The following is a 21,928-nucleotide window of genomic DNA, read 5'->3' on the forward strand; positions in this document are numbered from 1 at the left end:
TCTGGAAGCTTGCCCGGATCTGCAAGGAACTTTGAAACATTCAGTCGAGCACCGTCACGGCGAGGTCCTCGCCCAAGGTTTCGATGCTTTGCGTCAGCGCACCCGGAGACACATCCGGTGGCAAGGAAACCGTGACGGTGGCGTGGAACAGCGGATGGCCCGCCATCGGGGCGCTTTCCAGCTGGGTATGAAGATCCTCAAGGTTCGCACCGACACTGGCAATCGCCGCAGAAAGCTGGCGCACAATGCCCGGGCGGTCATTTCCCACCACATCCAGATGGATGAAATCGTGGTGTTCTTCTCCCGCGAGCGACTCACGGCGGGTCTGAATGGCCAACCCTTCCAGCGCCTCCAGATCCGCCATCAACCCCTCGACCTCAGCTTCCGAGCATTCGACTCGCACAATCCCGGCAAACTGCCCCGCCAGTCGAGCCATCCGGCTCTCCAGCCAATTGCCCCCATGAGCAGCAATCGTTTCCGAAATCGACTTCACGATGCCCGTGCGATCGGGCGCAAGCACAGTCATGACAACGCAGCAATTCATGTCCGGCATCATTCACGGTCCGATCGCCTAGCGCGACTTCATTTTCCCATGATCGCCGCGCAATGAATGCCCTCCGGAAAAGCTCTTTGATTAAGAAAAATTGATAATTGACCCATTCGGGATAATCGGCGAAAACTTCGTCAAATTTTTGGAGTTCGCCATGATTTTGCCAGACACCCTAGCGCCCTTGCCGGTGGCGGAAGATGCCAGCAAGCCGGAGGTGGAGAGTGAGTTCGTCACCGAGTCCGCCATCCGTCAGTTGCTGGTGGGGTCGATGGCATTGGGGAGTCGTGAGCGAACGGGCATCGAATCGACCGAAGACTTCGCCTTTCCCGGACGGGTCGATTTCGGTGACGAGGTGCTTTTTGCCGTCCGCGATGGAGAAGGGAAAGTGACACCGATTCTTCCAGCGGGCCCGCATCCGGCGTTTGTACCGAGGGAAAGCTCCATGAGCGCACCGGTAGTTGCGGACCCAGGGGTCCGGTCAGTCGCGGCTTCGCCGGCAGAGCGAGTTGCCGGGAAAAAAACCTCCCTATGGATTTTAGGCAGTGCTGCCGCTGCCGGGTTCATGCTGGTGATCGGCTGGAGAGTGCTGCCACTGGATGCTTCGGAACCGGTGCCGACTCGTCCGCCGTCGGAAGTGCGGGCCGATTCACCCTCGGCACCGCTGATCGTCCGGACGGATGCGGAGGCTGGCAGGCCCTAAGCTTGTCATGATGCCGCTGGAACGCTTCCGTCACCGCCGGCATGACTCGACCCGGCCTCATTCTCAAACTCCGCTGCCCCGATCAACCTGGGATCGTGGCAAAAATCTCCGGCTATGTGGCGGGCTATGCGGCGAACCTCATCGAGTTTGCCCAGTTTACCGACAAGATGAGCGGGCGCTTCTTTGCCCGATTGGAGATCGAGACCGGTGGCCTCGAAGTCGAGGTCGAGGATTTCATCGATGGCTTCGGCACCCTTGGCAGGGCCCTCAAGGCGGAGTGGCACTTTCGGCGTCTCCCCTACAAGATGCGCACTGCCGTGTTGGTGACCAAAACCGACCACTGCCTCAACGAGGTCCTGTGGCGGACGCGGCTCGGGGAATTGCCGATTGAGATCACCTCAGTGGTCGGCAACCGCGACGATTGCCGGGTTCCTGCGGAGCAGGCTGGGCTGCCCTTTCACCGGGTCGAGATGGATGGCTCTCAGAAAGGCGAGGGCTTCGAGCGCATTCGCTCCATTCTCCGCGACGAAGCCGTGGAATTGGTGGTGCTTGCGCGCTTCATGCAGATCCTTCCCAATGATTTCTGCCGGGAATTCGAAGGCCGGGTGATCAACATCCACCACAGCTTCCTGCCGGCCTTCATCGGAGCAAATCCCTACAAACAAGCCTACGAACGGGGTGTCAAACTCATCGGGGCAACCTGCCACTACGTCACGGCTGACCTGGATGCGGGACCGATCATTGAGCAGCAAGTTGAGCGCGTTCAGCATTTCCATACGCCTCAGGACCTCGTCCGTCTTGGGCGCGACTGTGAGCGGGCAGCTCTTGCGCGGGGAATTCGTTACCACGTTCATGACCGCACCATCATTGATGGGCACCGTGCCATTGTTTTTCCTGATTGATCCAATTTCGCTGAACGAGAGCTTTACAAGGGGAATTGGATTGCTACAAACCGCCCGCCGCCTCGCGGCCCAAGGAGAGATGGCTGAGCCCGGTTTAAGGCACACGACTCGAAATCGTGCGTAGGGTTAAACCTACCGTGGGTTCGAATCCCACTCTCTCCGCCATGACCCCATCCCTGCTCGCAGGGATGGGGTCATGGCGTTTCTGGGAGGTGGCAGTCCCTCGCGGAGCGCAGTGCAGGAGGGTTTGAAAACGGAAAGCTGAACGGATCGGCGACGGATGCCCGCGCGCCAAACGAGCCCATCTGGTTTGGTGTGAAGAGCGCCGCCGACAAGGGCAATCCCTCCCGGTTCACCATCCAGCCACGTGGATTCTCGCGCTTCTAGGGTTCCTCCGGTAGGCCGGCCGGCTCAACATTGCGGCGAACAAGGCGGTTTGTTCTAGGAAGTTCGGATCTCCAGTCGATACCCGATGGGCTGGTGCTCATTCGTGTGAATTTCTTGAACAGGCCGGGTGTGAAAGGATTGTGATGGCTCTATTGAATCAGGTCCAACTCAAGGTCGAGACCGCCGACGGCGAGCGGCTCATGAACGGCGAGCTTGTCACCGTTAAAGCGGGTATAGGCGGATGTCAGCATCCGGTTGGATGACGGACGCATCCTCCCACCGGATTTCCGGCAGTTCGTGCGTGGCTACGCCGTCACCTCCTACGCCTCCCATGGGAAGACGGTGGATTATGTCCTGTTCTCGGATTCCTCCATCAAGGCCGCGACCCATGCGCGGCAATGGTATGTGACCATTTCACGCGGCCGCCGCGGCGTGAAGGTCTTCACCACGGACAAGAAGCAGTTACGGGAGAACGTCACCCGCTCCGGCCAGAACGAGCTGGCGCTCGATCTGGTGCGCGGCAACGCGGAATCCGTCATCGCCGCCCGCCGCAAGCGGCAATTTTTAGGCCAAGGCACGCTGCAAGCGTTGGCGGAGGAGTTCGCCCGAGGGATTCGAGCATTCACGGGCTTCCGCGCGCGGGCCATGCACCGGAAACAAATCACCCCATCCATCAAGCCATGATCAAATCATCAGACACAAATGAATCGGACCCGGCGGAACGCTCGGGGGCACGCCCCGGCAAATGCTGGCACCGCGAGGAAGGAACGCAGACAATCCGGGTAATCACGGAGGACAAGGGAAAATTCGTGTTCCCGTATTTCTACTTCGTTCGCGGCCATCTGGAGGACACCGACGACGGGAAAGAACTGCCCACCCTGCGTTTCCCATCCGACACCGTGGAAATCCGGGGCAAGCGGCTGGAGCCGCTGGAGAAAGCCTTGGACGATCTTTCGTTGGTATGGGTCCGCGTGCTTCCCTCCCGCTACGCGCCTCTGGCTTCGGAAGGCTCCCCCGTGGTGACGGAAATTGTAGTTTGTCCCACGAAAGAAACGTCGACCGCTGAACCCTGAAGGTCGATGGGGCAGGCCGGACTTTTGGACTAGGCCGATAATGTCCCGGCTGCAGGAGACTCGTGCTTGATGCGACTGGCTCATCGGAAGTAAACGAGAGAATGTCAGTTCTAGGAAACATCCTGCTTTACGATAATTTCGGTACCGCGCAGCTACCGGCCGTGACTACTGGATCTCCCCATCGCGGTTCCATTCTTTGGTCACGATTTCAGAAACCTCGTAGGAAGACAGCCCTTGGAAAACCGGACTTAACAATAGTCACTTCCGAGCCTTTACCAACGTCACCGACTTCAGGGACAGCCTCGTCCAGTCGAGTTGAAGAAGTGGACAGACGCGCCCGGAACCTGTTCTACTGCACTACACCCTAGTCGGATCGGCGACATTTGGGGGAATTTTTCTCAGATGCACGACCCGCACAGCGGAATCCATCGCCCAGAGCCACTTGAACGGAACTGATCTCAACAAACTGACTTCCACTAAGATCCTTAAGCACAAACAATTCGATTTATTCACTTGATAACGTTTATCATGAAACAGGCCGGGACCAATTTCTAGGTTTCCATGTTCCTCAACAAAGCTAGAGAATCATCGATAGATCTTGCACACCTAATTCATCATGCCAGCCAAACGCAATTCACCGTCCGGTTCAGATAATAGTAGCACTCGCAATGATGCGATCAACAAGCTGGCAGCTGAGGCGAATCTCTCGGACGTGGCGGAATGGTTAGACTTGCGAGTAGTGGGACGTGGAACCCGATCGCCGAAAACTCTATGTCCGTATCATGAAGATCAAAGGCCATCGATGTACCTCTATCCCGCAAGTGGTAGCGGGCGTCCTCAGTTTCATTGTTTCAGCTGCGGGGCTCACGGGGATGTTTTTGATCTGATCAAGCGCCAGAAAAACATAGATTTCCGAGGTGCGCTCCAATGGCTTGCAGACTGCTACCGTGTCACCCTTCCCAGCAGCCAATCAACGACTCGCAAAGAGCGTATTACTCCTCGATCACGCGGCCTTGAGATTGGATTATCTTTATATCGCCGCCAAACAACAGAGGAAAAATCTGCGCTTCGGACATGGGCTTCGGCGCGCAGAATGAAGATCGGCTTCCTCCAATCCGCTGACGTGTTCGCTGTTTGCCCCCCGAAGATTTCCAAGAGTCTTGCCGTGGCCGATAGAGAACAATTCGATTCGCTCGATGCTGCGGGATTGATCTTGCGAGAATCGATAGCCCGTCGTGGAGAAACTGTCCCGCTACCCGTGGAAATGGGCCCACGGGATTTCTACAATTCTCCGCGTATCCTGTTCACCATCCATGATGATCGAGGCAAGGTCGCCGGTTTTGCGGGGCGCTCGATTGGTAAAGAACTTCCAAAGTATCTCTTTTCACCTGGGTTTCCTCGGGGAAGCACCCTCTACCGCTTCCACAAAGTAAGGGCGGCGCGCCCAGCCCGTCGATCTAAGGAATCCGAAACGACTGTCCATATCTTTGTTGTTGAAGGCTTGATGGACTCACTCCGTTTAGAGGCCCTCGGACTCCACGCTGTCGCCCTTCTTGGAAGCCAAATCACTGCCGAGCAAGTGGCTTTGCTCACGGAATACGCGCGCGATCTTGATCGTGACGACCTTCAACTTGCTATCCACCTCCTCCTCGATTCCGACGAGGCTGGGAGGCGCGGAACAGTTAGCTCCACAATAAAGCTTCTAGCGGCCAGCGTGGAAGCTCCGGGAATGCTGCTGGACGTACTGACGCCAAGTAAGCCTCACACTGTGAACGAGGCGCAGGCACATGATCCAGATGAGTGGTTCCGTGAAGTTAACGACTTTGATACGGCACACGCACTACTCAGCACATGGTGTGAGTCGCCAATGAAAATTCTGTTGGCTTGGTCGTTGGAGGTGGAACCGGTGAACCTAGACTCGACCTGGGGAAAGCTTCCCGACGCCCAACGGATACAGGCGTTTCGCGATATAGAACGGCGTCTAGACCGCGCTCGCTGGCTTGAAATTCTTGATCGAGTCCCTGCATTTGAATGTCATCTTCCAGGATCGCCCAACGCTGAATCATTGTGGGAACAACCCCTGCGTAGATTCTTGAGCGCCTCCCGGGGTAGAAGTATGATTCTTGCCGCGTCGGCAAAGACTGTGCCAAAAGATGACAATGGCCGACTCATCCGTGCTCTCCAAATCGCGGAGGCAAGCACACAGAGGCGAGAATTTCCCGTCGATGAGGGAAGCTGGGACAGGCTTCAGGCCGCTCTCGACGCTACTATCCCATATCTCCGCGAGTTGCTGTCCGTCGCCAACGACAGCGGAAAAGTCGATGCCGACGATATGATTTCAGTATTGGTGCCGAAGGGGGAGAATAAATTTCGACTAAAGGCTTTACCGAGCCCGGAAATTTTAACGATGCAGCAATACGTTCTCAATGAGCTGTTACGTGAATATGCAGATTGCCCCCGCTTCCGGAGCTTCATCCCGGGGGTTCGCTTTTCGACCAGCAGCGGAACCCGTCGTTTGGAAACGACAGGAGCGGATCGCTTGGTCCCCGTCGGTGGTGAAACCGTAAGCTTTGCTTACACGCTCGACATGGATGTCATCGAGCATCGGGCACCTCCACGGCGCACCGGGATGTTCCGATCTTACTTCGAGTGCTGGCGTGATTTTATCTCCTACATCGATACGCGGGTGGCCGCATTCCCACCCGGTAAGTTTCACGTTGCTAGACTCGACGTGCGTAGCTTTTACGACACCGTTACCCGACCAGTGGTGAATTCTGTGCTGCTCCCCGCAGTCACGGATGCCTTGGCGGAGCTAGCTGACAGTACAGAGGAAAATAATGCGGAGGCGTGCGCTAAGCTGTTCCTGCCCAGCATCAAGGAGTCGGCGAAGCGAGCTGGAGCGATGGTTGATTGGCTTTGTGACCAGAGTTTTGGCTACAAGTTTGAGAACCCAGGCTCGATTGAGCCTGAGGAACAACCCCACGGCTTGCCACAAGGCCCAGACCTGTCGGCATATTTGGCTAATATTTCGCTGTTTCCACTTGATCGCGCACTAAGCGAATTGGTCGCTAAGTTCGACCGTCAGGCTAGTGAAGAACAGGGTGAGTCGACCCGTGAAGGACAGGTTTCCTCAGTACGGGGGGCTGTTTATGCACGTTACGTGGATGACATGGTGATCATCGCTCGGTCTGGACAAGATCTCGCACGGCTACGAACTGCCATTGAGCAGCAGCTTGCCTTGGTTGGCATGGAGTTGAGTCCAAAAACGGAACCTCTGCCAGTCATGGATGAAGCTAAAGTTCGGGAGTGGCTAACTGATAGGCGTGGGGCCGGGCTCGGGGTTTCCGGTCCATTCGAAGGACCGCCGGGCAATGCACCGCTCTCCCTCCTTGAGCCACTTGCCGATGCCGGTGAAACCGACAGAAGTGATTCGCTGCGGATACTCCATGATCCGCGCCTTGATGATCCCGATACCAAACCCGAAGAACTGGAAAGTGCAGTGGAGGTAATTCTCTCTGCCCCTGAGTCAGACTTGCGGCATGGTGACAAGGCAGGTGCCGCGCGTCTTTTGTGGCGTTCCGTAATTCAGGAAGGATATAAATCCGCCCTTTACGCATCGGATGCTGCAGAGGCGTTCATTAACGGATGGCCCCGTAAGACCCTGACGGTATCCGATCTCCTTGCATGGCTGGACGGTGTCGAGCGCCTTTTAATTTCCCGTCCGGACCGTAATCCGACCTTTTCCGAACAGAAACATCAAACACTCCGCGCCATACGGGAAGGTATGGCCGCGCTAGTTCACGCGGGACTTTGCGAGATATTGATCGGCCGCGTGATTCCAGATGGAGAGCCGTCTCGTTTCGAGCACATGCTTGATTTCAAGAAGCTTGTGATCCGCCGTGCCGCAACATTGGTTCAACGACCAATATTACTATCACCGATCACGATCTTGGCGGGTGAGTCACGCGCGAAGACTCGGTTGCTCATTTCGTTGGCGGAAGCTCAAGGACAACCCGGCCTCATGGACCGAGCCGAGTGGAGGACGGGCAATACTGCTCTTGGCATTTTATTCCATGAGTCGGTCGCTCGCCTAAGAATCGCAAATTCCCAGGAGCCGAATAGTCTCGATCCCCTCATGCCCGTTAGCCAATCGATGGCTACATGGCGGCAGCGAGGTAGGACGACTCACTCATTAGAAAATATATTGAATTTTTGGATGCCCGACGCGCCGTACATTGATGATCCGGCAACCGCTGAATTAGCTCTTAGTTCTCTCATAAATCTTGCACCGAAACGTGCAGTGGACCTGATCAGCAGCCGGCCTGTGTTGACGAGATTCGCTCTTAATGGCTCTAACGGATCAGAAATTCGACTGATTCCGACACCGCCCGGACTTGATGTGCCAGGGTTGCTTGGCCTGCGTGACGAAGGCGCTACCGTGGTGCGCGCGGACTTTCGTGAAGAAGACCATCGGCAATTTTGTCCTACTCAGCTTTCATGGACTGAAAACGGTGGCGGGGAAGCCGGTCAATGGAAACGACTAACTGGGTCACTCTCCCCATATCAGTATCTCCCTCCTGCCGAAAGGAGTGAAGCAAATCCACTGCTCACTCGCTGGTTGGCCAAGGCATTCCGAAGTCTTGTCGCAGTTGCGGATCAGGACGACCAAACGCAATTGTGTCCACCGACTGCATCAAACTTACTCGGCCCAATGATCGGAGCGGATAACTCCGAGAGTAAATGGGGGGTGCTTGGCTTTTGTGTACCCGTCGCCAAAGTAAGTGCGCAGGCTTTTCTTCGACAGGGTGACGGTGGCTTAGTGCTTGAACCGGTGCTTGAGCTTCACGACCATCTCTGGCGAGTCGGTACAGCGCTCGCGGATTGGCTGGGACGTGCTCCGAGTTCACGCCAACTTGCTACGCAGCGTCTTGCCGCACCGGCGTTGGTGCACGAAGAGGGTGAGGATTGGGCGCGCGAGGCGATGCTTCGCTTCAGCCTCTGCCGCCTGCGTGGGAAGTCGTTACCCGCTCGGCCACTTAGGATTTCGCCACAGACAGGTTTGCCAGTGACTGTCGAGCGAGTGCTCAAAAGGCTGGAAAATTTCCCATCGGACCAAGAAGAATTTACTGGCAACCGCGGCGTGGCACATTTGCTTGCTACACTTGCCGAAGGTCGCGCCATTCAAACCCGAATCGATGCACGAATCGATCCTGAAATAGCTGGAGGAGCCACATCGTTGCTTGCAGAAATGGCTCGCGGACAATTCCGATCTGATGAGGAACTTGCGCATCATCTCCCATCATCTGGGACGCTACTTGCAGTGTGTGCCCCTAGACGGAGACCGGCACGGGCACTATTCGCGCTTTCTAATAGGATTTCGGATCTAGCGGCGTTGGATCCGATGCGCGACGATGATCCTACACTCGGAGCTCTCGCCAGCGGCACAAGACTACTATCAATAGAATTGCAACTTCGTAGCCAAGCTTTGGAGCTCTGGTCGCTCCTCGACGTCGCGGCCCAGTTGAAATTTCAAGAATCACCGCCAAGCCTCGCTGATTGGAATCTCGACTCCACAGCGTTACTTCATCTCGAACAACCATCTACGTTGCACGGAGCGAGGGCTCCCACGGATTGGAGGAATGTTCGCGAGCTTTTTCAAAAGCTTCATCTCGCCACTAACGAAGGTCAACGCGTTGACTGGGGCGCTCTTGCTGGATTCACCCCCTTAGGCTGGACTGTGGTGCTGGGTGCCTTGACCGGCGCGCTCTCAGGTGATTGGCGTGGTGGCCTAATCAGTGATGAGAAACTTGGAGCCGAAGTTAGACCGAAACTTCAAAGACTCGCTGGGGGATTGGCTCTCACAGCGGTCGACAGCGATGACATACCATGGGGCGGATTTGAGAAGGTGATCGCCGCTTGGAACTCCACATTCTTGGGCGAAGCTTTTGTCACTCTGGACCAGCTTGACACCGCAACTGGCTTGCGCGTTGAGACGCACAAAAGCTCTCGCTTTTATCTCGAAGCTAGCCGGCGGCGGCCCACGGAAGTGCAGGCATCCGACGGCCGCCGAATGTTACCAGGATGGGCAATTACTTGGGCTAAAGCGTACGACGAGAGCCGCGGTGGAATTGAAAGAGTTGCTACATCGAGCGGTGAAGATCGAGTCGTTTTCCGGTGGAGTGAAACATGGCGAGGGGACCAACTTATAGGCATTGGCGTGGTGCAACCAGCCATGGTAGCACTTGCAGGAAGCTCCTTCGGAACAGTGCCGTCCCCGAGCGAGAATGAGACTCCGATAGCTGCCTCTAAACTGCTGGAAACAGATGTTCATACACCACAACCAATCAATGATGAAATCACTGTAGAACCAGCGCCGACGGACACTCCTTCCCAGGTCGCTCCTGTTGCGGTCGCTCCTGTTGCGGTCGCTCCTGTTGCGGTCGCTCCTGTTGCGGTCGCTCCTGTTGCGGTCGCTCCTCACCCATCCGCCGAATGCAGTCCACTGTCCAACCGTGAGTCAGGTAAGACTGAGGAAGATATTTTAGCGACGTATATCGAGTTGGAGAAAATGCAGGATGCGTCATGGCGCTCTCGCGGAGAGAAATCGCCAAGTTTTGTGCGAGTAGCTCTTTTCCAATGGGAGGTAGATGAAACCTATCGCCATCCCGGTTTCGATTTGTGCAACGGGTCAGTCCACGAGTTCAAACCCAAGAAACCCGAGACTTGGACAAAGCATTCCTATGGACAAAGTTGTGCGGAGAGCCGGCGGAGGGCCTTGCTCAAAGCGGCGCTGAAAGCATGCAATCACTTCAATGTCGACGTTCTGCTTTTACCAGAGTATTCAGTGCGCCCCGAAACTGTGGAGTGGCTCTCGATGCAAGCACCGGCACTCGCTCCGAAGACTTCGGTTTGGGCCGGGACATATCGCCTCCCTCCAGGGATGCAGAAACCGACTGATTCACGTGAATGGAGTGCGATACACGAAGTAGTCCTTTCCGATCCAGCCGGGAAACGAATTTCCCGCCTCAAGAGATACCCAGCTGCTGCTGCAAACGAGGTCTTCCACCCCGGAGGTGATGAAATGGATGCTCTGATAGAGCAAAAACTGGGTGATGCAAAATCACATATTTTTGAGCTGATTTGCTCGGAGGTTTTTCTTGTCACCTTTCCAGCAAATCTTTTTCCGCTGGCCCGATTGCGTCGTGATTTACTACGAAAATTTGGAAGCAACGTGGGAGGTAAAGGAGTAGATGATATGATAGAAAAGGATGTCATGACAGACATTAAGAAGTTCGCCGTCTCGACAGCCATCAGTGAAAATCTGGGAACACGGCGCACGATCCTTCTCGTGCCCGCGATGACGAGCCGCACCGCGGATTATTCCGTTCTTGGCCAAGCTGCATTCCTTTCTTCCGGCCTTACTACCGTGTTCTGCAACGCGGTATGCGGCCAATATGGTCATGGCCAAAGTTGCTTTGTTGGTCATAATGGATGGTTGGATGAAAAACCGTCTACAGGTCTTCCCTCAACTTCCCCGTATCATGGCCCAGAGCCAGGGATCTTCCATTTGGATCACGAGAATCGGGGCCGCCTTGGTAAAAACGAGCAAGCGTTGGTCATTGCAGACATTGATCCGATCTACGGAGCAGAGGGCAAGCCTCGCCCTCAGACGCTTCTCAAACCGCTCCAGCTTGTTGCTCACTTGCCTGTTATCGAAACATTGCTTCCAAAGTTCGACCCTTCACCGACCGCATGTCGCTGTAGGAGATATGAAAGATCTATCAGAGAAGTCGGCGAGTTCATGCCCGGTTTACAGAAGGTCTTGAAGTCAGGAATCGACGCCAACTGGAAGAACACGAGCGAAGACATCAACCCGGGCGTTTTGGAATCCGCCTTAGATGCTCTCGCGAAATGTGCAGGCCTTCCCTTTGGCACGAAAGAGTCCAATCGAGGATGGTTGACACGTCGGAAATCAGCTTACCTCGCTAATCATATGTCTGATCCCCAGCCTTGGCCACCTCCCGCTGCCCTTGATTGGTTGTGGGTTGATTCAAAGTCCGAGAGCGATGGATTACCTGAAATTGAAACTCCTCCATATGCCGCCCCGCCCGGCGGTGAAATGCGGGTCGGATAGAGGGAAGTAGGGGCTTTGCACCCGTAAGGGAACGGGAATGTGCGTGCTTTATGGGAAACTCCCGGAATGGCACGAATGGCTCCACACGAATACGAAGTCTTGAGCCGGGAAGAACGGCTTCGGCGGATCGGTGCGCTGTTCTACAAAGCCGTGGTGATTTCGCTGGCGCGTAAACAAGCTCTTGCCGAGGAGGCTGGCGGCGATGCTCCAGATGGAACGGCTGTGCTGGCAGCGGGTTTATTGTCGGAGGAGGACTTGGCCCTTCTCCGGCGATATGCCGGGCTGGGAGAGATTGCCCCACGCGATGCGACGGAATTTTGGGGCGTGTGCCGAACGACGGCTTACCGGCGATTGTTGAGCTTGGAACAGAGAGGTTGGATTGTGAGGCATGGGGCCACTACGGCCACCCGCTACACGTTCACCAAGCAAGCTCGCGCCCTTCTGGAACGAGATAAACAAGCCAAACAAGACCGCGATGACTCGCGGGCCAGCATGTGATGCCAGCCCGCAAGCACATTTGCGCAACAAGATCGTGCCGATTTCAACCGGCGCGTCTTTCCGCTCCGGCCTTCATCCCCTCGAAAACCTCGCTCTGCCGGGTAGAGGGCAGCTTGGCAACGGACATCAGCCGCCGGATGGCAAAGGATTTGATTAAGACGGGCGAAGTCAGGGAAGCTAGGTATTGCTGTGCGTCCTCGGGCAACCGGAGCAAGCTGAACATTTGCGTGATGCGAGCCTTGCTAAGGCCTTCTGCTTCACCGATTTGCACCTTCGTCAGCCCCTTGTCGCCGTTCAAGCGTTCCTGCCATTCGAGCACCTTGCAAATCGGATGTCGCGTGGAAGACTCACGGCCTTCGCCGTTCGTCTGGCAGTCGCCGCCGAAGCCGCTTGACCGCCATGTAAAGCGGAATGGCTCCGCGACGAACGGGGCGAGCCGATGCTGAGGCAAAGGCATCCCCACAATCAGAGGAATCCCGAAACTGGTTCGCAGATTAGACTCGCCCGCTCCGCCATGTGCTCCCAAACGGGAGCAGTATTTGCTGGCGATTATTCCTGCATCAAGTGGGAAAGAACGCCTGTCAGAGGCGCGCGAGCAAGCCGGTCAGATCCTTACTGTGCCCGGCTTGTGCACCGCACTGGCGGATCCTCCCAAATTCATACGGGTAGGTGTCGAAGGGCGCTTCGCGGTGGATCAGGTGAAGCTGCATGCCGAGCTGGCAGGGCAAGGAGAGATCGAGCTCCCAGACATCGCCGCAGACGAGCGTCTTCTCGAAGGCGGAGAGGTCATTGCCAAGCGCGCGGCAAAGCGCCTCGTAGTAGCGACCACGACGCAGGTAGGTCGGCCGCGCGAAGTAGGGGCAGGCACTCTCGGAGACGGGCACCTCGTCAAAGCGCTCCCGCAGGTCCCCGGGCAAGTCGCCTTCAGTTCCCCAGTCCGGCTCCTTGATCAGGAATTTGCCTGCATCGCTGAAAACGTCGACGTTTGCCCGGGTGTTGGGATCGCCCTCCAGGAGCTTGTCGAGGCGGCCGGTCACATATTCCGAGCTGGAGTTGGAGACGAAGTGGATCTTGATGCCCTTGTCCGTGATTGTCTTCAGGACCTGCAGCGTTTCGTTGCGCCACGGTGCAGAAGCCTTCTTATACACGTCGCTGTGCAAGGCCACGGTGGCGGGCAGCTTGATCTTCCGCTGGCGGCAGATGAGCTTTGCGGTCTCGTCCGCAAAGATGTAGGGATCCGAGGCGATGGGCGCAGAGGGCGTGGTGCCGACACTCCAGCCTTCCGCCGGGGATCTGCTGCGGACGGCATCCTCGGCGGCGGCCCACTCCTCCTTCGTCACCGCGCAGAGATCCGCGCCGGAGACTTGGTACGCCGGATCCAGCTTCTGGACCTGGGTGGAGAAGTTCTCCCGGTAGGCCTCGGAGAATGCCTCGTAGACCACCGGGATCTGCGTGCAGGTGCCGTCGAAGTCGAAGATGATGTGTTTTATGGGTTTCATGCGTGGAAGGGGGAAAAGGATTCGGTCCATCGATCAGTCGAAGAGCCCGGCCCCGACGAACGAGCCCTGCGCTGCATTCGGCGGGCAGAAGTAGTAGCCGCCGGACAGGGCCTTCGCGACTTTGGACTTGAACAACGGATCCACGCCGTAGTCGGTCGTGGGAAAGTTCGGCGCGCTCTGCCACATCTGGACAGCCCAGTCGCCCTGCTTCTCCAGGGAGCGCATGTAGGAGAAAAACAAGCGCCCCGCGACGACCGGCGTGTCATTTCCGATGAAGATGTAGCCGCGCCTCAGGAAGCGGCGCTCTTCATCGCGGACCCCGAGGATGTCCTGGTGATCGCCGCGGCGCGGCTGGACCTTCAGGATGTGGCCCTTTCCCGGAATGATATCGCCGTTCTCCACGTTGCGTCCGATGATGCCCGATTGCTCCTCCGGGGTCATCGACTCGAAGAGCGGGCGATCAAGCTGGATCTCCTTCCACAGCAGGTAGCTGCCGTCCACGCACCAGGCGGGCTCCATGTCCTCCGGCCTGATGAAGACCAGCTTGTCGATGTCTCCATTCACGTTCGTCAGATTCGCCGCACCATCGGCGACACGCAGGTGGTCGCGGTAGTCCAGCCGCTGGTAGCCGGAGACGGATCGCTTGTAGGTCAGCCGCTTGTCCGGCTTTTTCGTCTTCGGGTCGTGCCACCGGCCGTCATGCAGCTCCATTAGCAGCGAGTCATTCACCTGGTCCGCATCACTGGCGATGATAACGACGAGATCGGAGATGAATTCCGAGGGCTCGAAATCATCGACCTCCGTCTTCGGCATTTCGCGCAGCCACTTCGGCTTTTTGTGGCGGAGACCGAAGCGGTCGTCTCCGTGTGCGGAAAGGAACAGGCCGGTGCCAAAGCCGATGGTGACGGTCACCCGGCGCGAGTCGGGCCGGGGGATCCACAGGTCCATCTCGGACTCGGGCGGCTTCTCTGCCATCTCCTTCCGGGCGTATTTGCTGAGATCCTCCAGCAGCGTCTTCAGGTCGTCCCGTGTGCAGACGTTTACATCGAAGAAGATGGCGGTGATCCAGTCCTGCGTATCCACGCGGCCGGCGAAGTCCTTCACGTAGCCCGCGCGCTTTTCCTCCGGCACATAGCATGGGGTCTCCACGGGCCACTGCGGATCCGCGATGCCGGGCTGGCGGGATCCATTCAGGTCAGGATAAGGGCGCTTCGGGCGCTCCTCGCATTTCGGAGAGTTGCTCATGGCGTGTAAAGGGGACGGCGGCGATGCTGGTTCTGGTGATCCGGGAAGAGCGTGACGAAGAACTCCGACCACCCGCCCATGCGGACGCGCACGAGATTGTACTTCTCCGGTGAGGTCTGGGCTTCGAGCAGAGTCTTTGGATTGGCCACGGTGAAGGTGGCGACGGAGCCTTTCCCTCCCTGGGCAAATTCTCCTAACAGGGCCGCCAGTTTATCCGGTGGGAAGTCCTCAGGCAGGTTGTAGTCCACGGCTCCGCCATCGCCCAGGCGCTCCATGCACTCGTCCGAGTAGCTCGCGAAGCCCTTCGCGAGCGCGGCGGTGCGCCGGTGCAGCATGGGGTCCTCTTCCGAATGAAGGGGGGCCGGCGACAGGTCGGAGGCGATCGGCTGGCGGGACTTGCGACCATCCGCCGATGCCCCCAGCCAGGAGCCGGAAAAGACGTACTGCTCGAAGGTGCCGACCCCGGGCGCGAAGATCAGTTGGAAGTCCTTGCCCGGCGAGCTCCACCTTGCGGCCAGGTCCTTCAGCCGCCCGGCATGCACCGGGTGCTCCGCCGCATCCCGCACGGCATTGCAGAAGGAGTCGATTAGATACCACGCGATCTTGTCGACCTCGGCATGGCCGTAGCCGAATTTGTCCTGCTTCTTGCACAGGGCGTGGATCTCCTGGATGCGCTCCGGCGAAACGTAGCGACCGAAGGCGGGCTGCTTCGCGCCGTCCGGCCCCAGCAGGGCGTCGCCCCAGTTGGTGGTGAGACAGGTCAGGAGTTCCTCCAGGGTGAATTTCTTCTCCTCGAAGACGAGCTTGCGGATCACGTGCAGCGAGTCCGCAGCAGTGCTGATGCTGGTGAAGAGCGGCGAGAAGATGTGGTAGTCGGTGCCGCCGGCCGTGAGATCCCTCCCGCTTTCCAGGCAGCCGCCGATGAAGGCGGACAGCAGCGGGGAAGGGCAGACAGCTTCCTTGTTGCCATAGTTCAGCGTGAGGTTCTTCACGTAGCGGTGGCAGCCCAGCTCCAGGTGCTTTTCCAGGATGCGCTTGAATTCATCCCAATCCTTGATGTCGGAGGCGGCGGTGGAGCGCCACGACTCCTTCGAGCCACGGAGATTTATCGGTCCGGTGCCAGCGATGCCGGCGCCGCGGTTGAGCGTCTTCTCGATCAGATCCGTGGCGGAGACGAAGCCGAAGCTGAACTCCGACTTCCCGGCCACCATCGTTTCATAGCAGCCATCGCACGCGTAGTCCCGCGCATCGGCCAGGGTGATGACGTTGTTGGAGTTCTCGGTCAGCGCCTTCACGATGCACTCGTCGCTGAGCAGCACCGGATGGGCACCGCCGCTGAGGAGTGCCGCGGCGGCCAGATCCAGCACGTCCTTCGGCGTCTGGCCGTTCACCCGCAGGTCCAGTGTGGGGCTATTCAGCGGCAGCCGCCGCGAGCTGTTCAGGCAGAGTCTCGTGACCGGATTGCAGGCGTCCTGCGGATCGCCGTCTTTCGGAAGCAGGCCGCCGATGGTGATCTGCTGCATCCACTGGTTCAGCAGGCCGCCCTGGTCGTAGTTCGAGGAACCCCAGAAGCCGGTCAGCACGCCATCGCACGCCGTGAAGCGATTCTCTGCATGGCGGTAGTTCAGGATGGCGGGCTCATCCAGCTTGATCCAGAAGCCATCCAGGATCTCCTGCGCCTGATCCAGCGTGAGCTGCTTCGCCTCCAGCTCCTTTTCCAAGATCGGCCACAGGATCTGGTCCAGCCGGCCGATGGGCACGATCTCCACCGTCCAGTGGAAGGCACAGTGAAGGAGGTGGATCGCCTGCACCGCATCATGGAAGGACTCCGCGGGAAACTCCGGCACCCGCTCCAGGCGGGCAGCGGACTCCACGAGCGATGGCCGCCGTGCGTCGTCCGCGGGCAGGGTGTCCACCATCTTGCGGATGCCATGGGCATAGGCGTGCGCGAATTCCACGACGCCCTCCAGCGACTCGATCACGGACAGGTAGAAGTCGCGCTCGCGCGCACCCTCACTCGCCGCCGCCTTCGCCTTGCAATCATCGATCATCTTCCGCAGGCCCACCCGCACCGTCCGTCCATGGTCCGGCGCGATGTGTCCCATCGGCGACATCTCGTTCAGGAAATCCAGCATGCCGGCCAGCTCCTCGTCTTCCTTCAGGTAGCGGACGAATTCCTTTCCCTGGCCGACGGAGAATGGCGGCATCGTGCCGAAAATGAGATCATCCGGATCCAGCTCGAAGCTGCCCGCCGAGGCAGCGACATCATCGCGGACGATGATCTGGAGCATGCGGCGCACGGCCTTGCCTTTGCGGACCATGACGGATTCGCCGCTGAGCGCCTTGCGCTCGGCGGGATCCCCGGTGGGGCCCGGGATCAGATGACCCACCTGTTCCTCCGTCAGCCAGCGGGGCTTCTCCCGCCAGCGCTGGAAGAGACGGCGCAAGAGGCGGCAGATGCGCGGCGAGGGCAGATCCGGATCGCCCGGTTTCAGGTGCTCCAGATGGCGCCAGTAATCGACATCGTTGTGAATCATGAGACTGCGTGAAGGGAAAGCGGAGAAAGGTGGGAAGGATGGCGCGATGCGACCTCGGCATGTTGCCGGGTTTCGCGACAAGGAGAACGAGGCTGCTCCGGCCTTGGGTCTAACAATTGCAACTACGTCTCGCTGTGGAGGACCTGGGCGAGGATGATGGCGTTCCCATCCGGATCCAGCACGGTCAGCAGCCGGACATTCTCATAATTGATGATCTCGCCATCGAAGGTGACGCCTCGCGACCCGAGCACTTCCTTCACCTCCTCCAGCGGACGGACCGCCTTGAGTTCGATGTTGATCGCGCCGCGCGTGCCCGCGGGCACGGTGCCGGGCGGATTGGCGATGTGGAGACCGATGATCAGGCCGTCACCGGCATCGATCTCCGCCCATTCGTTCGCGATGCGGACCTTGAGCGGGAAGCCGAGGGACTCGGTGTAGAAGCGGACCGCGCGGTCCATGTCCGTGACATAGACCGAGGCATTTCCTCCGGAGAGCAGGGGTGGGATGGGGGATGGCATAGTGGTGGAACGGTGCGGGGAGTTCGTGTCGTTTCGTGGTGGCTGGCGGCTATCCTAAGTCGGAGAGCCGAACGGTTTCCCAACCGGCCGAACGCACGAACGCGGCACGGCTCTCCGTCCCGCCGCCATTCGGCGCCCTGCGCACTCTGCGAGCCGGCCCCACGCTACGCTCGGCGAGCGTCTTCCAGTCGTACCAGAATAGCTCGGCAAAGTACTTGGTGATTTCCTCATGCTGGAAGATCAGGCTGGCATCCCGGTTCACCAGAGCTCCTTCGTTGGTCCAGTTGTGACTTCCGACCAGCACTTTGTCGCGGTCCACGACGATGCCCTTGGTGTGGCAACGGCTTTGGGTCTTCACGCGGGTCATGTCGAAGCCCTTCTCACTCATCCTCTCAAGCGCAGTCTGGGGATTGAAATCGCCACGAATGATGATCCGGACATCGATCCCTTCCTGCTGCTTTCTGAGCAACTCGCTGAAGAGGTCGATGAAGCGGGGATCATTCTTATCTCGTCCACGCGGGTCCAGTCCCAGGATGCTCAAGGACTGGTTCTGGAAGAGAATGCGCTCCTCAGCGGACCGGAGCAGCCGGAACACCTCATCATAGTAGTTGTCCGGCGTCAGCAGGGGCATCACTTTTACCTTCTCCGTGACGATCAGCGGGGCGCGGTGAAAGGGCCTCGCGGCCGGCACGCGCGCGACTGCCGCCGCTTCCTCGACCAGGAATTGCGGCTCCTCCGGTGTCACGAACTCCCTTGCTTCTTCGGCCGCCGCGCAGTCGAAGTCATAGCGGATAAAGCTCTCGAACTGCGACGCGAGGTTTTCATTTTCGATGACGATGTTCCACTCGCGGTTGAGCTCCTTCAGGGACCACCAATCGCCGGATTTCGGAGCTTCCACATATTGGTTGGAACTCTGGAGGTTGCCGCTGGAGAGCCAGAACGCACTTCCATCCCGCACGATCACCTTGATGTGGTAGTGGGACGCGAACTGACCGCCCTTTCTCACAGACGCGGGAACGTGGGTGAACCGCTTGCCGAGTCCTTCGGCGAAGTACTCCAGGACTTTCGTCTCCCGCCAATCGTCGCCCTTCACCCCCTTGCCCTCTTCCATTGCCTCGCCTTCCTGCATGATGAGCTGCAGCGTCTTCGGAGAGTCTTTGACGGCATCGAGGATGCCCTCCACGACATGAGGAGCGGTCATGTCATACATCGCGACGGTCAGCCGCTCATTGGTATCTTTGAGGAACTTCTCAAGCTCGCTCCAGGAGGCGTCAGGGCTGGCGTGGCAAACGACCCGCATCTCCTCTTCGACGAACTCCAGTTTGAAGTCTTCAGGTGGCACATAGGCGATCGCCGCGATCTCAGGCAACTCGAAGGATTCATCGGCGACCAAGTCGATCAAGCCGGGGTCTCGGACCTCCACCGGCACTCCCAGCACGGTCGAGGGCAGCGAGATGCGCGCGCGCTCCGTGCTGTCCTTTAGGATCACCACCACCGCAGGTTCATCAGTAATCCAGCCGTTGCGGAAAACATAGCCATCCCGGACATCCAGAAGGGAATCGGCCTGAGACCCGAGTAGACGCTTCGTCTCAGCCACCGCCTGCGACACGGATGCCTCGCCAGCGGCTGGAATGGCTCCTTGTGCGAGTGGTTGAACGCCGCCAATCGGCCTCACCACCGGCGTGCCGAGGGTCATGCCGAGCTCGACCGGGATCTCAAGATTGAATCTCACTGTGTTACCTGCTTGTTGGGGTTGCTGCTGCTGTGGCGAGACCTGCACCGGGTCTTTGCTGTTGGGTTGGTTGTTGGAAGCCGGACGGACGGGATTGACGGGGGTGGCTTCGCCCGCGAGGCCTCTTAGTACGCCGGACACTTCGCGGATGGCACCGATGGCCGCGCCGAAATTCGCGCCACTGAACGCGGTGCAACCGCCATTGGTATGAACCCCGACGATTTCGCCGTTCTCGGCAAGAATGGGGGATCCTGAAGAGCCGCCCAAGGTGTCCATGCTTTCATAGACGATGCGCCCTCCGACATTAGAGTGCATCGGGCCGGCTTCAATCATTTTCGGCTTGCCCATGGGGTGCTGGATCATGGCCAGCATCGCACCTGCTTCCGTCAAATCTCGCTCAGCCAGTAGCAATTTCCCATAAACTTCCCCGGGCAGTTTTCCCGTGGAGTTCCTGCCCAGTCTCACGATAGCGAAGTCGACTTTTACGGCTCGGTCATTGTCATTGCCGTATTCCACTAGTTCCAAGACCGGAAAGTCGTCGCCTTTGCGCACCACACCAGTGCTCCCGTCCTTCTGATAATTGAAATTCACCCTCATCAGCGTGGCGATCTCCTTCGGGGCGATAATCTCCCCGTTCCGCCGCGGTCGGGACCAGTCCCCGCCAGTTTGTCCAAAGCAGTGAGCCGCCGTCAAAAACAGATCGTTGCTAATGAGCCCTCCGCTTCCCCAACGTTCTCCGGCAACATTGCCGGGATCATCCCGATCTCCTGTAAATCGGCTAGGGAGGTCATCCAGCCATTGAAGTTGGCCAACGGGCTTCTCATACTGACGGCAAAACTCCACAGACACCCCGAGGGTTCCTTTATAATGCTCGACGTCTTCCGTGTCATCCTTTTTTCCACAGATGGATTCGAAGGCTGCCTGTTCGATTCCCGCATCCAACAACTCGATCTTATTACTGAGTTCTTCCCTCAGCTTGAGCATCCGATCCAGTGCGGGGCTAGTAGAACCTCCGCCGGGTCGGGTTTCGCGTGGCGCCACCGTGTCTTTTTTGGCATCGGCGATCATCAATTCGACGGATGAAACCCTTTCATTAGTGGCGTCGCTAAGGGAGGGAAACTCCCGTTGCAGTGCATCAATCAGTTGTTCCTTTGGACGGCGGGGCAGTGCGACAGGCTTTGGTTTCATGGAAGTGGATTTTCCGAGGTGGGAGGAAAAAGTTATTCGGTTGCAGCCTGTGGTGCTGATGACTAACACGGACTGCTGTTGCGGAAAGATTTTTAGTTAAATAATCATCACATATTCAAAATATGCAGTGAAAAAGTCGAGGTTTTTTCGTTACATCTGTTGACTTTTCATTCGCAACCTTCCTGTCGTTTCAATCCAACTATGAAACGCATGAAACGCATCGTGCGGGACGGGGAGGCCGGAGACTCCAGCCCATGATCCCGCACCGCACGGCCCGCCGTGGAACGATTCTCTTCAACTGCTCAACCCATGCCGCTCGCAATCCGCCCGCATTCGTTGGAACGCCTCCGCCCGTTCAGGGGCGGGAGTCTTGGCGACGCCCATCAACTGGCGGACGCTGAAAGCCCTGATGAGCGCGGGGGCGGTGAGGTCCGCGAGGTAGTCTTGCGCGTCCTTGGGCAGATGCAGAAGGCTGAACATCTGCGTCATTCTCGCTTTGCTAAGTCTCTCTTGCTCACCAATTTGAACTTTGGTCAGTGCCTTGTCCTCATCCAGCCGCCGCTGCCAGTCGAACACTCTCCAAATGGGATGCCGCGCCACTTCGTGATTTTCCTGCGAGGTGTCCTCCGGCAACCCGCCCTGCGCCGTGGATTTCAGCGAAAACTGGAAAGGCTCCGCCACGAAAGGAGGCAGGTTGTGCTGGTAATAGGGAAGGCCCAAAACGAGCTTGAGCCAGAAGGAAGTTCGTAAAGTATGAGTGCCCGCTCCGCCATGACCCCATCCCTGCGAGCAGGGATGGGGTCATGGCGTTTCTGGGGGGAGGCAGTTCCTCGCGGAGCGCAGCGCAGGAGGGTTTGAAAACGGAAAGCTTGTAGTGCTCCCTTGGAAGTTGGACAGCCTTGGTTTTTATTCAGGCTGCGGTGTTGCATTGTGCTTGGTGGTATTGGGTTGGTGACTTGTATTTG

Annotated in this window: 15 protein-coding genes and 1 tRNA gene; 7 read left to right on the forward strand and 9 right to left on the reverse strand. The window is 58.1% G+C overall.

All coding sequences use genetic code 11. The features are described 5' to 3' along the window. Positions 1-40 precede the first annotated feature (40 nt). Positions 41-526, reverse strand: coding sequence for a glycine cleavage system transcriptional repressor (locus HNR46_RS08970; RefSeq protein ID WP_221285087.1), 486 nt, complete (start codon positions 524-526; stop codon positions 41-43). A 178-nt stretch (positions 527-704) separates the two neighbouring features. Between HNR46_RS08970 and HNR46_RS08975 the strand changes: the two genes are divergently transcribed. The 3 genes from HNR46_RS08975 (at position 705) to HNR46_RS08985 (ending at position 2,317) form a co-directional block, all read left to right on the forward strand. Then, positions 705-1,250 carry a hypothetical protein gene (locus HNR46_RS08975; protein ID WP_184017935.1) on the forward strand — a complete coding sequence of 182 codons (546 nt, stop codon included), beginning with the start codon at positions 705-707 and terminating at the stop codon, positions 1,248-1,250. A 41-nt stretch (positions 1,251-1,291) separates the two neighbouring features. Continuing rightward, positions 1,292-2,152: a formyltetrahydrofolate deformylase gene (gene purU, locus HNR46_RS08980; RefSeq protein WP_184017937.1), complete on the forward strand. Its 861-nt coding sequence runs from the start codon at positions 1,292-1,294 to the stop codon at positions 2,150-2,152. 73 nt (positions 2,153-2,225) lie between these two features. Beyond that, positions 2,226-2,317 (forward strand) — tRNA-Ser (locus tag HNR46_RS08985). 371 nt (positions 2,318-2,688) lie between these two features. Here the strand turns inward: HNR46_RS08985 and HNR46_RS21195 are convergent. Beyond that, complete coding sequence (locus HNR46_RS21195; protein ID WP_281375568.1) at positions 2,689-2,811, reverse strand: hypothetical protein; 123 nt, start codon at positions 2,809-2,811, stop codon at positions 2,689-2,691. 25 nt (positions 2,812-2,836) lie between these two features. On the opposite strand from HNR46_RS21195, the gene HNR46_RS08990 reads away from it, so the two are divergent. The 4 genes from HNR46_RS08990 (at position 2,837) to HNR46_RS09005 (ending at position 12,244) form a co-directional block, all read left to right on the forward strand. Next, positions 2,837-3,223 carry a hypothetical protein gene (locus HNR46_RS08990; RefSeq protein ID WP_184017939.1) on the forward strand — a complete coding sequence of 129 codons (387 nt, stop codon included), beginning with the start codon at positions 2,837-2,839 and terminating at the stop codon, positions 3,221-3,223. After that, entirely contained in the window at positions 3,220-3,612 is a 393-nt protein-coding gene (locus HNR46_RS08995; protein ID WP_184017941.1) for a hypothetical protein, read from the forward strand. Before HNR46_RS08990 ends, HNR46_RS08995 begins: the two co-directional genes overlap by 4 nt. Positions 3,613-4,228: 616 nt before the next feature. After that, a complete protein-coding gene (locus HNR46_RS09000; RefSeq protein WP_184017943.1) occupies positions 4,229-11,746 on the forward strand; it encodes a CHC2 zinc finger domain-containing protein in 7,518 nt (2,505 codons plus the stop codon). 75 nt (positions 11,747-11,821) lie between these two features. Beyond that, positions 11,822-12,244, forward strand: coding sequence for a hypothetical protein (locus HNR46_RS09005; protein ID WP_184017945.1), 423 nt, complete (start codon positions 11,822-11,824; stop codon positions 12,242-12,244). Positions 12,245-12,287: 43 nt separating this feature from the next. Here HNR46_RS09005 and HNR46_RS09010 read toward each other — a convergent pair whose 3' ends face one another. The 7 genes from HNR46_RS09010 to HNR46_RS09040 form a co-directional block, all read right to left on the reverse strand. Beyond that, positions 12,288-12,701 (reverse strand): hypothetical protein, encoded by a 414-nt coding sequence (locus HNR46_RS09010; protein ID WP_184017947.1) that lies wholly within the window; start codon positions 12,699-12,701, stop codon positions 12,288-12,290. 124 nt (positions 12,702-12,825) lie between these two features. After that, on the reverse strand, positions 12,826-13,743 hold the full coding sequence (locus HNR46_RS09015) for an HAD family hydrolase (RefSeq protein ID WP_184017949.1): 918 nt from the start codon (positions 13,741-13,743) through the stop codon (positions 12,826-12,828). A 33-nt stretch (positions 13,744-13,776) separates the two neighbouring features. Then, the gene (locus HNR46_RS09020; RefSeq protein ID WP_184017951.1) at positions 13,777-14,988 is read right to left on the reverse strand and encodes a Dyp-type peroxidase; all 1,212 of its coding nucleotides are present in this window, start codon (positions 14,986-14,988) and stop codon (positions 13,777-13,779) included. Beyond that, positions 14,985-17,525, reverse strand: a complete 2,541-nt coding sequence (locus HNR46_RS09025) for a pyruvate formate lyase family protein (RefSeq protein WP_184017953.1) — start codon at positions 17,523-17,525, stop codon at positions 14,985-14,987. The genes HNR46_RS09020 and HNR46_RS09025 overlap by 4 nt, the downstream gene beginning before the upstream one ends. Before the next feature lie 122 nt (positions 17,526-17,647). After that, positions 17,648-18,043 (reverse strand): VOC family protein, encoded by a 396-nt coding sequence (locus HNR46_RS09030; protein WP_281375569.1) that lies wholly within the window; start codon positions 18,041-18,043, stop codon positions 17,648-17,650. Between the two features lie 49 nt (positions 18,044-18,092). Next, on the reverse strand, positions 18,093-20,963 hold the full coding sequence (locus tag HNR46_RS09035) for a phospholipase D-like domain-containing protein (protein WP_184017957.1): 2,871 nt from the start codon (positions 20,961-20,963) through the stop codon (positions 18,093-18,095). A 294-nt stretch (positions 20,964-21,257) separates the two neighbouring features. Next, entirely contained in the window at positions 21,258-21,644 is a 387-nt protein-coding gene (locus HNR46_RS09040) for a hypothetical protein (protein ID WP_184017959.1), read from the reverse strand. Between the last annotated feature and the right edge of the window lie 284 nt (positions 21,645-21,928).

It is taken from the genome of Haloferula luteola, from assembly GCF_014201715.1.
Classification (GTDB): domain Bacteria; phylum Verrucomicrobiota; class Verrucomicrobiia; order Verrucomicrobiales; family Akkermansiaceae; genus Haloferula; species Haloferula luteola.

What these genes read in the sequence shown, in the direction of transcription:
- HNR46_RS08970 (WP_221285087.1), bottom strand. Translation starts at nt 526, where the DNA reads ATGACTGTGCTTGCGCCCGATCGCACGGGCATCGTGAAGTCGATTTCG.
- HNR46_RS08975 (WP_184017935.1), top strand. Translation starts at nt 705, where the DNA reads ATGATTTTGCCAGACACCCTAGCGCCCTTGCCGGTGGCGGAAGATGCC.
- purU (WP_184017937.1), top strand. Translation starts at nt 1,292, where the DNA reads ATGACTCGACCCGGCCTCATTCTCAAACTCCGCTGCCCCGATCAACCT.
- HNR46_RS21195 (WP_281375568.1), bottom strand. Translation starts at nt 2,811, where the DNA reads ATGCGTCCGTCATCCAACCGGATGCTGACATCCGCCTATACCCGCTTT.
- HNR46_RS08995 (WP_184017941.1), top strand. Translation starts at nt 3,220, where the DNA reads ATGATCAAATCATCAGACACAAATGAATCGGACCCGGCGGAACGCTCG.
- HNR46_RS09000 (WP_184017943.1), top strand. Translation starts at nt 4,229, where the DNA reads ATGCCAGCCAAACGCAATTCACCGTCCGGTTCAGATAATAGTAGCACT.
- HNR46_RS09005 (WP_184017945.1), top strand. Translation starts at nt 11,822, where the DNA reads ATGGCTCCACACGAATACGAAGTCTTGAGCCGGGAAGAACGGCTTCGG.
- HNR46_RS09010 (WP_184017947.1), bottom strand. Translation starts at nt 12,701, where the DNA reads ATGCCTTTGCCTCAGCATCGGCTCGCCCCGTTCGTCGCGGAGCCATTC.
- HNR46_RS09015 (WP_184017949.1), bottom strand. Translation starts at nt 13,743, where the DNA reads ATGAAACCCATAAAACACATCATCTTCGACTTCGACGGCACCTGCACG.
- HNR46_RS09020 (WP_184017951.1), bottom strand. Translation starts at nt 14,988, where the DNA reads ATGAGCAACTCTCCGAAATGCGAGGAGCGCCCGAAGCGCCCTTATCCT.
- HNR46_RS09025 (WP_184017953.1), bottom strand. Translation starts at nt 17,525, where the DNA reads ATGATTCACAACGATGTCGATTACTGGCGCCATCTGGAGCACCTGAAA.
- HNR46_RS09030 (WP_281375569.1), bottom strand. Translation starts at nt 18,043, where the DNA reads ATGCCATCCCCCATCCCACCCCTGCTCTCCGGAGGAAATGCCTCGGTC.
- HNR46_RS09035 (WP_184017957.1), bottom strand. Translation starts at nt 20,963, where the DNA reads ATGAAACCAAAGCCTGTCGCACTGCCCCGCCGTCCAAAGGAACAACTG.